Source organism: Ensifer soli, from assembly GCF_041928815.1.
GTDB lineage: Bacteria > Pseudomonadota > Alphaproteobacteria > Rhizobiales > Rhizobiaceae > JBHFEI01.
On record NZ_JBHFEI010000002.1, the window covers coordinates 328,371 to 341,009 of the forward strand.

The window sequence follows — 12,639 nt, forward strand, 5'->3', positions numbered from 1 at the left end:
AGGCGTTCCTCAGCCGCGCGTGGCCGCATAGGCCCGCACGGCGTCGCCGAAGGCGGTGAAGAGAGCGGCGGACGGGCCGTCGCTCGTCGCCCAGTATTCGGGATGCCACTGCACGCCGACGGCGAAGTTCTTTGCGCCGATCACCGAGACCGCTTCGACGGTGCCGTCCTCGGCGACGGCCTCGACGGCAAGGCGCGGCGCCACCGCCGAGATCGCCTGGCGATGCAGCGAATTGACCTCGATCTCGGCGGTGCCGACGACGGAGGCCAGGCAGCTCCCCTGCCGGACGGCGACCTTCTGGCGGATCGCATAGGCGACGTCGAGGTCGGGCACGTCGGGCTTCCGGTGGTCCCAGATCCCCGGCATGTCCTGGATCTCGCTCGCAAGCGTGCCGCCGAGCGCGACGTTCAGTTCCTGGATGCCGCGGCAGATCGCAAGCAGCGGCAGGCCGATCTCGATCGCGCGCCGGATCATCGGCAGGCTGGTCGCGTCCCGGCCGGGATCGAAGGGGCCATCCTCCTCGCGCGCCTCGCGGCCGTAGAGCGAGGGGTGGACGTTCGAGCGCGCGCCGCTGACCAGCAGTCCGTCCACCCGGCCGAGAAGGGCGTCGATATCGTTGCCGGTCTCGAGCGCCGGCACCATCAGCGCCATGACGCCGGATCCTTCGACGGCGGCGCGGACATATTGATGGGCGACCATGTGCCAGACGTTTCCGTCGAAGGATCGGAAATCGGCGGGAATGGCGACGATCGGTTTCGGCATGGTGCGGGCTCCGGCAAGGCGGCCGTCCTCGGCCGCATCCTGTCAATGCGTCGGGAGGTGCGGGGAAGTCAACCATCCGTGTCGGGCACGGAGCGGCGCCTCCGTTGGTCGCCTGCGCAAGCGGCGCGGCAGCGTCCCGCCGGCCACCGCGCAAACCTTTGAAATTTCTCACGCTCCTCTTAAGCCGGCGATAACTATGCTGCCGGTTTGATGATGATGCCGACGCTTTTTGGGTCCCCGCGAGGCGCCGGCCAAATAACCCTTTGGTTGCAGCGGTGCCTCGCTTCGTGCTAGATTGGCCGTCTGTCGGTTGAATCTTGCTCAATTGTCCGGTTTTTCTGGCGTTCTCCCGCGGCGGCTGCGTGATTCTTGGAGGATATGCCTGACATCCTTCGTTAAATCATCGCCGATAACAATCCGGGAAACCGGAGCGGAGAGCTCATGACGCCTTATGACAGGAGAGCGCTGCCGACGGATGTCTATCTGTCGTTCGTCAGCTCTCTGTTTCAGCATCGCCAGACACTCGTGATCGGCATGGTCTCCCATGTCGTGACGATGCTGCTCGTCTTCTCGAAGACGTCCGACGTGTTCTACCTGTTCGCCGCCGCCGCCGTATTCGTCATCTGGGTCTTCCGCGCTTTCGGCATGCACCGCTTCGATGCCGTCGATCACGCGGGCCTCGGGCCGGCCGCCATTCATCGCTGGGAGATGCACTACAATTTCGGCGCGGCGATGGTCACCTTCACGCTCGGCGCCGCCTGCGGCTACAGCATCCTTGTCAGCCGCGACGCCTTCGCCGAGCTTGCCTGCATCTCGGTGACGCTCGGCACGATGGTCTCGGTGGTCGGGCGCAACTACGGATCCCCGAGCGCGGTCCAGCTCCTCACCTACACGGCCTGCGGCCCGATCGTGATCGGCCTTCTCGCGCTCTTCGATGTCTACATGGCGCTGCTCGCGCTCCTGATGGTGCCCTACATCATCACCATCGGCACCATGGCGACGGGCGTGCGCGAGTTCCTCTACAAGAACGTGCTCGCCGCGCGCGAGATCTCCACCATCGCCGGCCGGTTCGACACCGCGCTCAACACGATGACGCACGGGCTTTTCCTGCTCGACGAGGACAACCGCATCCTCGTCGCCAACCGCAAGGCCTGCGAGTTGCTCAATCTCGGCGACGAGGCGCGCTGGAAGGACAGCCATCTCGACGTCGTGCTGCGCTACGGCGTGCGGCACAGCTTCCTCGAGCACGAGCAGGCCTCGAACGTGCTGCGGCAGCTCGACCTGCTGATCCGCGGGCAGCAGTCGCGCGCGCTGGTGCCGATGTCGGACGACCTCTTCCTCGAATTCTCCGCCAGCCGGCGGGAGGGGGGCGGCATCGTGCTGATCTTCGAGGACGTGACGGCGCGCATCCAGGCGGAACGCAAGATTCTGCAGATGGTGCGCTTCGACACGCTGACGGGCCTGCCCAACCGCGACTATTTCACCGAGCTCGTGCAAGGCGCGCTCCTGGAGCGGCGCAAGGACGGGCAGGTCGGCTTCATGGTGCTCGACATCGTCGAGTTCAAGCATGTCAACGACATGCGCGGCCATGTGGTCGGTGACAGCCTGATCGCCGAGGTCGCCGCGCGCATCCGCGCGCTTTCCGCCGGCAAGGCGATCGCCGCGCGGCTGATGGGCGACGAATTCGTTCTCTTCTTCCCGAACGAGGGCAATCGCCGCGATCTGGAGCAGCGCATGCGCGCCCTGCATGCGCAGCTTCGCGGCAGCTATGCCGCCGGCGGCTTCACCTTCGACGTGGCGCTGAGCGCCGGCTACGTGATCTCCTCGAGCGCCCAGTTCCGGCTCGAGGACCAGCAGATCAAGGCCGATCTCGCCCTCTTCGAGACGAAGAGCCGCGCCAAGGGTGGCTGCACCGCCTTCGAGGCGCGCATGGACGCCGACTATCTCGATCGCCAGAAACTGAAGGCGGAGCTGCGCCATGCGGTGCAGGAGGGGCAGCTGTCGGTCGCCTACCAGCCGATGTTCACGCCGGACGGGGCGCGGATCGAATGCTGCGAGGCGCTGTCGCGCTGGGTCCATCCGGAGCGCGGGCCCGTCGCGCCGGATGTCTTCATCCGCCTGGCGGAAGAGCTCGGCATCGTCTCGGACATCACCCGTTTCATGATCCGCCAGGCCTGCCGCGATGCCCTCGACTGGCCGGAGCATATCCATGTCTCGGTCAATCTCTCCGTGCTCGACCTGCGCAACACCGGCTTTGCCGCGATGGTGGCCGGCATCCTCACCGAGACCGGGATGCACCCCTCGCGCCTGCATCTCGAGGTGACCGAAAGCTGCCTGATGGAAGATGCGGCCAAGGTGCAGGTGATCCTCCAGGAATTGCGCGCCCGCGGTATCACCATCGCCATCGACGATTTCGGCACCGGCTATTCCAGCCTCAGCTATCTCGACCAGCTGCCGCTCGACGTGATCAAGATCGACCGCGCCTTTGTGCGCAATATCGGCGAGGATGCGCGCCGCTTCAGCCTCCTGCGCGGCACGGTGAATCTCTCGCGCGAACTCGGCCTGAAGATCGTGATCGAGGGCGTCGAGACCGCTGACCAGCTCGACCTGATCAACCGTCACAACTGTGCCGATCTCGTTCAGGGCTATGTCTTCGCCGCGCCGATGTCGGCGTCGATGATCGCGGCACGTTCCGCGACGACGGCACGCCGCGCCGCCCAGCCCGTGCGCCTCGCCGGCGCCGCTCTCTGATCGCTCCGCTCCGTCCTGCCCGAATGTTCGGCCGGCTGCCTATTTCCTGTGCGTAATGTTATCGTTAACCATGTTTATTCATATATTGTTAACCTTAACAAAAGGTTTAATCGACTGAAAATCGACTAAAACTTTAAAATAAGACGTCGCTTCCTTAGGTTAATTTTGAGTTAATCTATGGGAATGCCGCTATGAAGCGCGATGCCGATCGTCCGAATCCTTTTTCCGAACGCCTTCTCGAAATTCTGGATCACGTCGAATACCGCAGGGTCGAGACGAGCGAGGACATGGAGGATGTCGCGCGCATCCGTTTCAAGGCCTACCAGATGGCGGATATCCTGCCGCTCAAGGGTTCGATGCTGATCGACGAGGTCGATTTCGACAGCCATGCCTATGTCTTCGGCATCTACTACGACGAGCGGCTGATCAGCACCGTGCGGGTGCATCATGTCACGCCCGAGCATCGCGTCAGTTCCTCGGCCTCGGTTTTCGGCCGCGAGATCGACGCCTTTCTCGACGCCGGCATGTCGCTGATCGATCCGGTGCGGCTTGCGGCCGATCCCGAAGTGCTGCGCGACATGCCGGCGATCCCCTATCTGACGCTGCGCGTCGCGACGATGGCGTCGGAGCATTTCGATGTCGACCGCTGCCTGTCGCTGGTCAAGCCGCAGCACGCCGCCTTCTACAAGCGCGTCTTCGACGCCGATACGATCGTCACGCCGCAGAAGAATTGCGGCAGCTACAAGATCGACCTGACGCTGCTCGCCGCGCGCGTGCGCGACATCCGGTCCTGGCTCTACCGCCGCTTTCCCTTCTTCGATTCGGAGCCCTACGAGCGCCGCCTGATGTTCGGCGGCCCGAAAGAACTTCCGTTCACGCCGCTGACCGTCCGCCCGACGGCCCGGCGCGCCCATGGCGCGCAGATGCGCCTTGCTCCGGCGGCACGGGTGGATGCGCGCCTGCCGCGCGGCGGCGTGCGCCCCTGACCGGCCGTTCGCCGCAGCCCGGTCGTCTCGGCCGCGGGCTGCGTCAACCTTGCCGCCCGGCCCTGACGGTTTCCGTTGCGCGGCACCGCCGCATTGTGTAATTCCTTCACGAGGGCAGGCGCGGCACCGAAGCGGGTGCCGCCACGCTAGAGCATGGCTGAGAGAGGACGATCATGGCTGAGCATCATTCTGGACCGGTTGAGATGGGCGCGCCGATGGATTATGCCGAGCATGAGAAGACCTACACCCTGTTCCTCGCCGGCGCGAAATACGGAACGATCTTCTGTGTCGCGCTCTTGCTGGCGATGGCCGCCTATTTCTTCACCGGCATCGGCGCGCTCGCCTCGATCCTGCTTTTCGTCATCCTGAACGTCGCCGGCGCCATTCTGCTGCGCTGACGACGGGACCGCGCGTCCGGCACGGACGCGCGACAGTCACTCGTGACGGATCTGTGGTCCCTGCGCCATCGGTTGCGCAGGGTTTTTTCGCGATAGCGCCGTTTTCCCGAGCCTGCGTTTCCACGACATGATCGCCGTGTTCCTTCGCTTCCCGGCGGGATGCGTCGTCGCAGCGCGGATGATCGACCTGCGCGACACCCCCGGATGACGGAGGTGCGGGCAACGAAGGGATGACCACGCCCCCCGACGCCGCCGGCCACTCCCCGCCGGGCTTCCGCGCGTACGCGGCTGCCATCGTCAAGGTGCGAAAGGCGTCCGCACCGACCGGCCGCGCTGCCTCAGGCGCCGGCCTTCACGCGTGCGAGACCGGCAATCGCCGGCTGGTAATTCCGGTCGAGCGACAGGGCATGCGAATAGGAGCGCTGGGCCTTTTTCAGATCACCGCGCCGCTCGTAGATCAGGCCCTGGTTCGACCAGGATTCGGCGATCTTGTCGTTGAGGCTGATGGCGTTGTTGAAGTCGGCAAACGCGTTGTCGTCGTCGTTGAGCGCGACATAGGAGATGCCGCGGCCGTTATAGGGCTCGGGCGAGGAGGGGGAGAGCGAGATCGCCTTGGAGAAGTCGTCGATGGCGCGGTCGTGCTGCTTGCGCGCCTGGTAGATCAGGCCGCGATTGTGATAGGCGCGCGGATCGGCCGTGTCGAGCTGGATCGCCCGGTTGAAATCGTTGAAGGCGGCGTCGAGCTGGCCAGCCTGGCGGTAGAGGTTGCCGCGGCCGATATAGGCGACGTCGTAGCTCGCATTCAGCTGCAGGGCGGTGTTGTAGTCGGCAAGCGCCGCCTTCTGGTCGCCGGTGTTGCGGTAGACGAGGCCGCGATTGGCATAGGCCTGGTAGAAGCGCGGATTGAGTTTGATCGCCTGGTCGAAGTCGGCGAGCGCCCGGCGGAACTCGCCGGCGCGGCCATAGGCGGAGCCGCGAACATTGTAGCCTTCCGGATCGCTCGGATTGGCGGCGATGACGCTGGAGAGCGAGGCGATGTTCTGCTCCGATCCCTGCGCCCGTTCCACCCGCATCACGTCGTCGGACTTGACCGACTGGCAGCCCGAAAGCGCGAGCGTCGAGACGACGGCGAGCGCCATGCCGATGGCGGCGATCGGCCGGTCGCGCGTCTCGGACAGGGCCTGGAAGCGGCCGGAGGCCGTGGACTGCAAAGCGCCAGATGTCACGTGTCGTCCCTCGATAGAGCGATGTTTCGGACCGGCCGACCGCGATCTTCCGGTTTCATGGGTCAGGCCGGCATTGCCGGACGTGACGTCGTCGGCTTGCGGCAGGAAGGCCGGCGATCTTCCGGCGACGCCCGGCTGCCCGGGACCGGACCAGCCCGCCGTCTTCACAGCAATCATGCCGCTTCGGCAAATCTGTGGCCGGGAATCGCAGATGGCCGCCTTGTCGTTCCCGCCATGCCGCCGCGCCGACGGATGATCGGCCAGGGCCGGAACATGAGAAAAGGCGGCGGCGAAACCTTCGCCTCCGCCCGATCTAGGTTGGGTGTCGCGCCGGATCGTCGATCAGCGGGCGATGAGACCTTCGCGCTGGGCGCGCTTGCGGGCCAGCTTGCGAACGCGGCGAACGGCCTCGGCCTTTTCGCGGGCGCGCTTCTGCGAGGGCTTCTCGTAGAAATCGCGCATCTTCATTTCCCGGAAAATGCCTTCGCGCTGCATCTTCTTCTTCAGAGCGCGGAGAGCCTGGTCGACATTGTTATCGCGGACAAGTACCTGCACGTGAATCCCGTTCCTTTGTATCTGGAGTCCCGCCCCACCGGAGGAGGCAAAGAAATAACGGTCGCTGGAGCCCGAAGGCTCTACGATTGCAGGAGGCGATAGCAGATCGGTGCCGGCAAGTCCAGTCGCGGGAAGGCGCGCATCCTCGAAAATCCGCCGTCCCGCCCCATTGCCGCCGCTTGCCTGCGACATGTCGCATTTCGTGCGGGGAGCGCCGTTCGGCGTCGCAAAAGAAACGTTGCGCCATGGCCGGATTTGCGATCTCTACCCACCATATCGGGCATGCTTGACGGAGTGGAAACGGCAGATGCGCACATATTCTGTTTTCGCGGTGGCGCGCGAGGCCCTGCGCGGCCACAAGGGCTGGGACGCGCAATGGACGTCGCCGGAGCCCCGCTCGGAATACGACGTCGTCATCATCGGCGGCGGCGGCCATGGCCTCGGCGCCGCCTATTATCTCGCCAAGGAACACGGCATCACCAATGTCGCCGTGATCGAGAAGGGTTGGCTCGGCGGCGGCAATACCGGCCGCAACACGACGATCATCCGCTCCAATTATCTCTATGACGAGAGCATGGGGATCTACGAGCATTCGCTGAAGCTCTGGGAAAACCTCAGCCAGGAACTGAACTACAACGTCATGTATTCGCCGCGCGGCGTGATGATGCTGTCGCACAATGTGCATGACCGGCAGTCCTTCACCCGCCACGTCCACGCCAACCGCCTGCACGGCATCGACAATGAATGGCTGACGCCGGAGCAGGCCAAGGCCTATTGCCCGCCGCTCGATATCTCCGCGACCGCCCGCTACCCGATCAACGGCGCGGCGCTGCAGCGGCGCGGCGGCACCGCCCGCCACGACGCGGTCGCCTGGGGCTATGCCCGCGCGGCCTCCGATCGCGGCGTGCACGTCATCCAGAACTGCGAGGTCACCGGCATCCGCCGCTCGCCCGAGGGGCGCGTCGTCGGCGTCGAGACCAGCCGCGGCTTCATCGGCGCGAAGAAGGTCGGCGTCTCCGCCTCGGGCCACAACACGATGATCATGGAGATGGCCGGCGTGCGCGTGCCGCTGACCAGCAATCCGTTGCAGGCGCTGGTCTCCGAGCCGCTGAAGCCGATCTTCCCCTGCGTCGTCATGTCGAATTCGGTGCATGCCTATATCTCCCAGTCCGACAAGGGCGAACTGGTGATCGGCGCCGGCACCGACCAGTATGTCTCCTATTCCCAGACCGGCGGGTTGCAGATCATCACCCATACGCTCGACGCGATCTGCGAGCTCTTCCCGATCTTCCGCCGCGTCAAGATGATGCGCCAGTGGGGCGGCATCACCGACAACACGCCGGACCGCTCGCCGATCCAGTCGAAGACGCCGGTTCAGGGTCTCTACGTCAATTGCGGCTGGGGCACCGGCGGCTTCAAGGCGACGCCCGGCTCGGCCCATCTCTTCGCCCACCTGATTGCCCGCGACGAGCCGCACAGGCACGGCGCCGGCTTCACCCTCGACCGCTTCCGCACGGGACGGCTGATCGACGAGGCGGCGGCCGCTGCCGTCGCGCACTGATCCGGAGGTCTGATCCATGCTGTTGATTCACTGCCCCTATTGCGAGGAAGACCGCTCGGAGCTCGAATTCCGCGCCGCCGGCGAGGCCCATATCGCCCGGCCGGAAAATATCGCCGAAATCTCCGACGAGGCCTTCGCCGAATATTTTTTCCTTCGCGATAACCCGAAGGGTTTGATCTATGAGCGCTGGCGCCACATGAACGGCTGCGGCCGCTTCTTCAACGCGGTGCGCCACACCGTCACCGACGATTTCGTCACCACCTACAAGGCGGGCCTGCCGAAGCCGGATCTGTCGCCGGCGCCGGTCGCTCAGGCCGTCGAAACCTTTGAAGCCACGGAGTCCGACGCGCAATGACCGGGGCCTATCGCATTGCCGGCGCGGGCCGCCTGACGCCCGCAAAGACCGCACGTTTCACCTTTGACGGCAGGAGCTACACGGCGCTCGAGGGCGACACGCTCGCCTCCGCGCTGCTTGCTCACGGCGTCCATCTCGTCGGCCGCTCGTTCAAGTATCACCGGCCGCGCGGCATCGTCTCGGCCGGCGCGGAGGAACCGAACGCCCTGGTCGACGTCTCGCGCGACGGCGCCCGCCGGCAGCCGAACGTGCGCGCCACCGTGCAGGAGGTCTTCGATGGGATGCGGGCCTCCTCGCAGAACCGCTGGCCGTCGCTCTCCTTCGACGTCGGCGGCATCAACAACCTCCTGGCGCCCTTCTTCGCCGCCGGTTTTTACTACAAGACCTTCATGTGGCCGAAGCAGGCGTGGAAGCACATCTACGAGCCGCAGATCCGCAAGGCGGCCGGTCTCGGCGTCTCGCCGACCGAGGAGGATCCGGACCATTATGCCGGGCGCTATGCCCATTGCGACGTGCTCGTCGCCGGTGCCGGCCTTGCCGGCCTGACGGCGGCGCTCGCGGCGGCAAGGGCGGGCGCCCGCGTCATTCTCTGCGACGAGCAGGCGGAGATGGGCGGTGCGCTGCGCTTCGACACGGGCGTCACGGTCGACGGCAAGACGGGCTACGACTGGGCGACGGGCGCGATCGCCGAACTGGCGTCGATGGACAATGTCACGCTGCTGCCGCGCACCACGGCCTTCGGCTACTACGAGCACAACTTCCTCGGCCTTGCCGAGCGGGTCACCGACCACCTGCCGCGTCCGGGCAAGGCCCTGCCGCGCGAGCGCCTCTGGCAGGTGCGGGCGAAGCGCGTGGTGATCGCCACCGGCGCCATCGAGCGCCACATGGTCTTTTCCAACAACGACCGGCCGGGCATCCTGCTGGCGTCCGCCGCCCGCGCCTATCTCAACCAGTACGGCGTCGCCGTCGGCCGCACGGTCGGCGTCTACACCGCCCATGATTCGGCCTACGAGGCCGCCTTCGACCTGAAGCGCGCCGGCGTCGCCGTCGCGGCGATCGTCGACTGCCGCGAGCAGCCGGGTCTTGCGGTGCTTGCCATGGCGCGCGACCTCGGCATCGAGGTGCTGACCGGCCACGCCGTGGTCGATACCGCCGGCAAGCTGCGCATCTCGTCCATGTCCGTCGCGCGCAACGGCGGCGGGGCGCCGCGCAAGATCGCGGTCGATGCGCTGCTGACCTCGTCGGGCTGGACGCCGTCGGTGCATCTCTTCTCGCAGTCGCGCGGCAAGCTCGTCTTCGACGCTGAAACGCAGCGCTTCCTGCCCGGCACCTATGCGCAGGCCGCCGCAAGCGCCGGCGCCTGCAACGGCACGGACGACGTCGCGGCGCTCGTCGCCGAGGCCCATGCCGCCGGCGCGCGCATGGCGGCCGAGGCGGGCTTTGTGGCCGGCGAGGCCGCGCCCGCATCCGCGGCGAGCGCCTTCGCCTGGACGGGCGGCATGGCGGGGGCCGCCGCCGGCGCCGGTGCGGACACCACGGTAAAAGCCTTCATCGACTTCCAGAACGACGTCTGCGCCAAGGACATCCGCCTGGCGGTGCGCGAGGGCATGCACTCGATCGAGCACATCAAGCGCTTCACCACCAACGGTATGGCGACCGACCAGGGCAAGCTCTCCAACATCCACGGCCTGGCGATCGCCGCCGAGACGCTCGGCCGCGATATCCCGAAGGTCGGTCTCACCACCTTCCGCGCGCCCTATACGCCGGTGACCTTCGGCACGCTGATCAACCATTCGCGCGGCGATCTCTTCGATCCCGAGCGCCGCACGGCGATCCACGACTGGGAAGCGGCCCATGGCGCGATCTTCGAGGATGTCGGCCAGTGGAAGCGCGCCTGGTACTATCCGAGGTCGGGGGAGGACATGCACCAGGCGGTCAACCGCGAATGCCGCACGGTGCGCGCGGTTGCCGGCGTCTTCGACGCCTCGACGCTCGGCAAGATCGAGGTCGTCGGCCCGGATGCGGCGAAATTCCTCAATCTCGTCTACACCAACAGCTGGGACACGCTGAAGCCCGGCCGCTGCCGCTACGGCATCATGCTGCGTGAGGACGGCTTCATCTATGACGACGGTGTCGTCGGCCGGATCGCCGAGGACCGTTTCCATGTGACGACGACGACCGGCGGTGCGGCCCGCGTCATGAACCACATGGAGGACTACCTCCAGACCGAGTTCCCCGAGCTCGACGTCTGGCTGACATCGGCCACCGAGCAATGGGCGGTCATCGCCGTGCAAGGCCCGAAGGCGCGCGCGATCATCGCGCCGCTGGTCGACGGCATCGATCTCTCGAACGAGGCCTTCCCGCATATGAGCGTCGCGGAAGGAACAATCTGCGGCGTGCCGACCCGGCTCTTCCGCATGTCGTTCACCGGCGAGCTCGGCTTCGAGGTCAACGTGCCGGCCGAATACGGCCAGTCGGTCTGGGAGGCGATCTGGGCACGGGCCGAGCCGATGGGCGCCTGTGCCTACGGCACCGAGACCATGCACGTGCTGCGCGCCGAGAAGGGCTACATCATCGTCGGCCAGGATACGGACGGCACGCTGACCCCGGACGATGCGGCGCTCACCTGGGCCGTCGGCAAGAAGAAGGCGGATTTCGTCGGTATTCGCGGACTGAAGCGCCCCGACCTTGTCGCGGAAGGGCGCAAGCAGCTCGTCGGGCTTTTGACGCGCGACCCGAAGGAGGTCCTGGTCGAAGGCGCCCAGATCGTCGCCGATCCGAACGGGACCGTGCCGATGACGATGATCGGCCACGTCACCTCCTCTTACTGGTCGGAAAATTGCGGCCGCTCGATCGCGCTGGCCGTCGTCGCCGGCGGCAGGGCCAAGCTCGGGCAGACAGTCTACATCCCGATGCCGGGCAAGACGATCGCGGCGGAGGTGAGCGACATGGTGTTCTTTGACAAGGAAGGAGGCCGCCTCCATGGCTGACGCGATCGCAACCCGCAAGCCGACGCTTTCCGGTTTCCTCGGCGGCTCCGCCGCCGCGCGCCTGACGCCGGCGCCGCCTTCCACGCGCCTGTCGTTGAGGGCGAAGCCGGACGCCGTCGCGGCGCTGTCGTCCGCCTTCGGTTTGGACCTGCCGACCCGGCCCAAGACCTCCGCATCCGCGAATGGCCGCCACGCCCTCTGGCTCGGCCCGGACGAATGGCTGCTGATCGACGAGACCGAGGCGGACCTTCTCGCGGTTGCCGCCTCCGCCGGCGTGCTCCATTCGGCGACCGATGTTTCCCACCGCAACATGGCGGTTCTCGTCGAAGGGCCGAGGGTCGAGGCGACGCTTCAGGGCGCCTGCCCGCTCGACCTGTCGCTGAACGTGTTCCCGGTCGGCGGTGCGGCGCGAACCGTCTATGGCAAGGCGGAGATCGTGCTCTACCGGACGCGCGAGGACGCGTTTCGCGTCGAATGCTGGCGCTCCTTCGCCCCGTATGTCGCGGCCATGCTCGCCGAGGGCGCGGCGGACGCGGCGCTCTGAGGCGGGTCAGAGGTCGTCCGGCCGGTCCTTCGGGTCGAACTGGATGATCGTCAGCCAGGTGGCGGTCAGCGCCGGCTTGCGCTCGTTTTCGATCTCGACGGTCACGTCATAGGTCACCATCAGCATGCCGCCGCCGCGGAAGCGCGCTTGCGCCATGGTGAAGCGGCCGCGCACCCGCGCGCCGCTCTTCACCGGCGTCATGAAGCGGACCTTGTCGAAGCCGTAATTGATGCCCATCGTCTGCTCGCGCACGCGCGGCAGGCAGTTGTAGTTCATCGCCGAGAGCAGCGAGAGCGACAGGAACCCATGCGCGATGGTGCCGCCGAAGGAGGTCTCGGCGGCGGCGCGCGCCGGGTCGGTGTGGATGAACTGGTGGTCGAAGGTGGCGTCCGCGAAGCCGTCGATGGTCGCCTGGCTGACGGTGATCCAGTCCGAGACGCCGACCTCCCTGCCGACAAGTCCGGGCACGTCTCGAAGCGAAATTTCCTGCGGCATTCCTGGGTCCTGTCAG

11 protein-coding genes are annotated in these 12,639 nt (G+C 66.3%); 7 read left to right on the forward strand and 4 right to left on the reverse strand.

Going from position 1 to position 12,639, the window contains the following annotated elements; genetic code table 11:
* Positions 1-9 precede the first annotated feature (9 nt).
* Positions 10-762 carry a gamma-glutamyl-gamma-aminobutyrate hydrolase family protein gene (locus ACEVQ6_RS04245; protein WP_374887654.1) on the reverse strand — a complete coding sequence of 251 codons (753 nt, stop codon included), beginning with the start codon at positions 760-762 and terminating at the stop codon, positions 10-12.
* A 441-nt stretch (positions 763-1,203) separates the two neighbouring features.
* On the opposite strand from ACEVQ6_RS04245, the gene ACEVQ6_RS04250 reads away from it, so the two are divergent.
* The 3 genes from ACEVQ6_RS04250 (at position 1,204) to ACEVQ6_RS04260 (ending at position 4,897) form a co-directional block, all read left to right on the forward strand.
* Complete coding sequence (locus ACEVQ6_RS04250; RefSeq protein WP_374887655.1) at positions 1,204-3,513, forward strand: putative bifunctional diguanylate cyclase/phosphodiesterase; 2,310 nt, start codon at positions 1,204-1,206, stop codon at positions 3,511-3,513.
* 191 nt (positions 3,514-3,704) lie between these two features.
* Positions 3,705-4,499, forward strand: a complete 795-nt coding sequence (locus tag ACEVQ6_RS04255; RefSeq protein ID WP_374887656.1) for an N-acyl amino acid synthase FeeM domain-containing protein — start codon at positions 3,705-3,707, stop codon at positions 4,497-4,499.
* Between the two features lie 173 nt (positions 4,500-4,672).
* On the forward strand, positions 4,673-4,897 hold the full coding sequence (locus ACEVQ6_RS04260) for an aa3-type cytochrome c oxidase subunit IV (RefSeq protein WP_374887657.1): 225 nt from the start codon (positions 4,673-4,675) through the stop codon (positions 4,895-4,897).
* Between the two features lie 338 nt (positions 4,898-5,235).
* Here the strand turns inward: ACEVQ6_RS04260 and ACEVQ6_RS04265 are convergent, their stop codons facing one another.
* Together ACEVQ6_RS04265 and rpsU are read right to left on the reverse strand one after the other, a co-directional pair.
* Positions 5,236-6,036, reverse strand: a complete 801-nt coding sequence (locus tag ACEVQ6_RS04265) for a tetratricopeptide repeat protein (RefSeq protein ID WP_374887802.1) — start codon at positions 6,034-6,036, stop codon at positions 5,236-5,238.
* A 429-nt stretch (positions 6,037-6,465) separates the two neighbouring features.
* A complete protein-coding gene (gene rpsU, locus ACEVQ6_RS04270) occupies positions 6,466-6,678 on the reverse strand; it encodes a 30S ribosomal protein S21 (protein WP_374887803.1) in 213 nt (70 codons plus the stop codon).
* A 307-nt stretch (positions 6,679-6,985) separates the two neighbouring features.
* Here rpsU and ACEVQ6_RS04275 point away from each other — a divergent pair, with 307 nt between their 5' ends.
* From ACEVQ6_RS04275 to ACEVQ6_RS04290, 4 genes are read left to right on the forward strand one after another with little or no spacing between them, the layout of a single operon-like run.
* Complete coding sequence (locus ACEVQ6_RS04275; protein ID WP_374887658.1) at positions 6,986-8,239, forward strand: sarcosine oxidase subunit beta family protein; 1,254 nt, start codon at positions 6,986-6,988, stop codon at positions 8,237-8,239.
* A 16-nt stretch (positions 8,240-8,255) separates the two neighbouring features.
* Positions 8,256-8,594 (forward strand): sarcosine oxidase subunit delta, encoded by a 339-nt coding sequence (locus ACEVQ6_RS04280; protein WP_374887659.1) that lies wholly within the window; start codon positions 8,256-8,258, stop codon positions 8,592-8,594.
* Positions 8,591-11,584 carry a sarcosine oxidase subunit alpha gene (locus ACEVQ6_RS04285; protein ID WP_374887660.1) on the forward strand — a complete coding sequence of 998 codons (2,994 nt, stop codon included), beginning with the start codon at positions 8,591-8,593 and terminating at the stop codon, positions 11,582-11,584. The genes ACEVQ6_RS04280 and ACEVQ6_RS04285 overlap by 4 nt, the downstream gene beginning before the upstream one ends.
* Positions 11,577-12,128 carry a sarcosine oxidase subunit gamma gene (locus ACEVQ6_RS04290; RefSeq protein WP_374887661.1) on the forward strand — a complete coding sequence of 184 codons (552 nt, stop codon included), beginning with the start codon at positions 11,577-11,579 and terminating at the stop codon, positions 12,126-12,128. The genes ACEVQ6_RS04285 and ACEVQ6_RS04290 overlap by 8 nt, the downstream gene beginning before the upstream one ends.
* A 6-nt stretch (positions 12,129-12,134) precedes the next feature.
* Here ACEVQ6_RS04290 and ACEVQ6_RS04295 read toward each other — a convergent pair whose 3' ends face one another.
* Positions 12,135-12,623, reverse strand: a complete 489-nt coding sequence (locus ACEVQ6_RS04295; RefSeq protein ID WP_374887662.1) for a MaoC family dehydratase — start codon at positions 12,621-12,623, stop codon at positions 12,135-12,137.
* Between the last annotated feature and the right edge of the window lie 16 nt (positions 12,624-12,639).

Excerpts from the sequence above, each read along its gene's own strand:
- ACEVQ6_RS04245 (WP_374887654.1), bottom strand. The coding sequence starts at position 762 with ATGCCGAAACCGATCGTCGCCATTCCCGCCGATTTCCGATCCTTCGAC.
- ACEVQ6_RS04250 (WP_374887655.1), top strand. The coding sequence starts at position 1,204 with ATGACGCCTTATGACAGGAGAGCGCTGCCGACGGATGTCTATCTGTCG.
- ACEVQ6_RS04255 (WP_374887656.1), top strand. The coding sequence starts at position 3,705 with ATGAAGCGCGATGCCGATCGTCCGAATCCTTTTTCCGAACGCCTTCTC.
- ACEVQ6_RS04260 (WP_374887657.1), top strand. The coding sequence starts at position 4,673 with ATGGCTGAGCATCATTCTGGACCGGTTGAGATGGGCGCGCCGATGGAT.
- ACEVQ6_RS04265 (WP_374887802.1), bottom strand. The coding sequence starts at position 6,036 with ATGGCGCTCGCCGTCGTCTCGACGCTCGCGCTTTCGGGCTGCCAGTCG.
- ACEVQ6_RS04275 (WP_374887658.1), top strand. The coding sequence starts at position 6,986 with ATGCGCACATATTCTGTTTTCGCGGTGGCGCGCGAGGCCCTGCGCGGC.
- ACEVQ6_RS04280 (WP_374887659.1), top strand. The coding sequence starts at position 8,256 with ATGCTGTTGATTCACTGCCCCTATTGCGAGGAAGACCGCTCGGAGCTC.
- ACEVQ6_RS04285 (WP_374887660.1), top strand. The coding sequence starts at position 8,591 with ATGACCGGGGCCTATCGCATTGCCGGCGCGGGCCGCCTGACGCCCGCA.
- ACEVQ6_RS04290 (WP_374887661.1), top strand. The coding sequence starts at position 11,577 with ATGGCTGACGCGATCGCAACCCGCAAGCCGACGCTTTCCGGTTTCCTC.
- ACEVQ6_RS04295 (WP_374887662.1), bottom strand. The coding sequence starts at position 12,623 with ATGCCGCAGGAAATTTCGCTTCGAGACGTGCCCGGACTTGTCGGCAGG.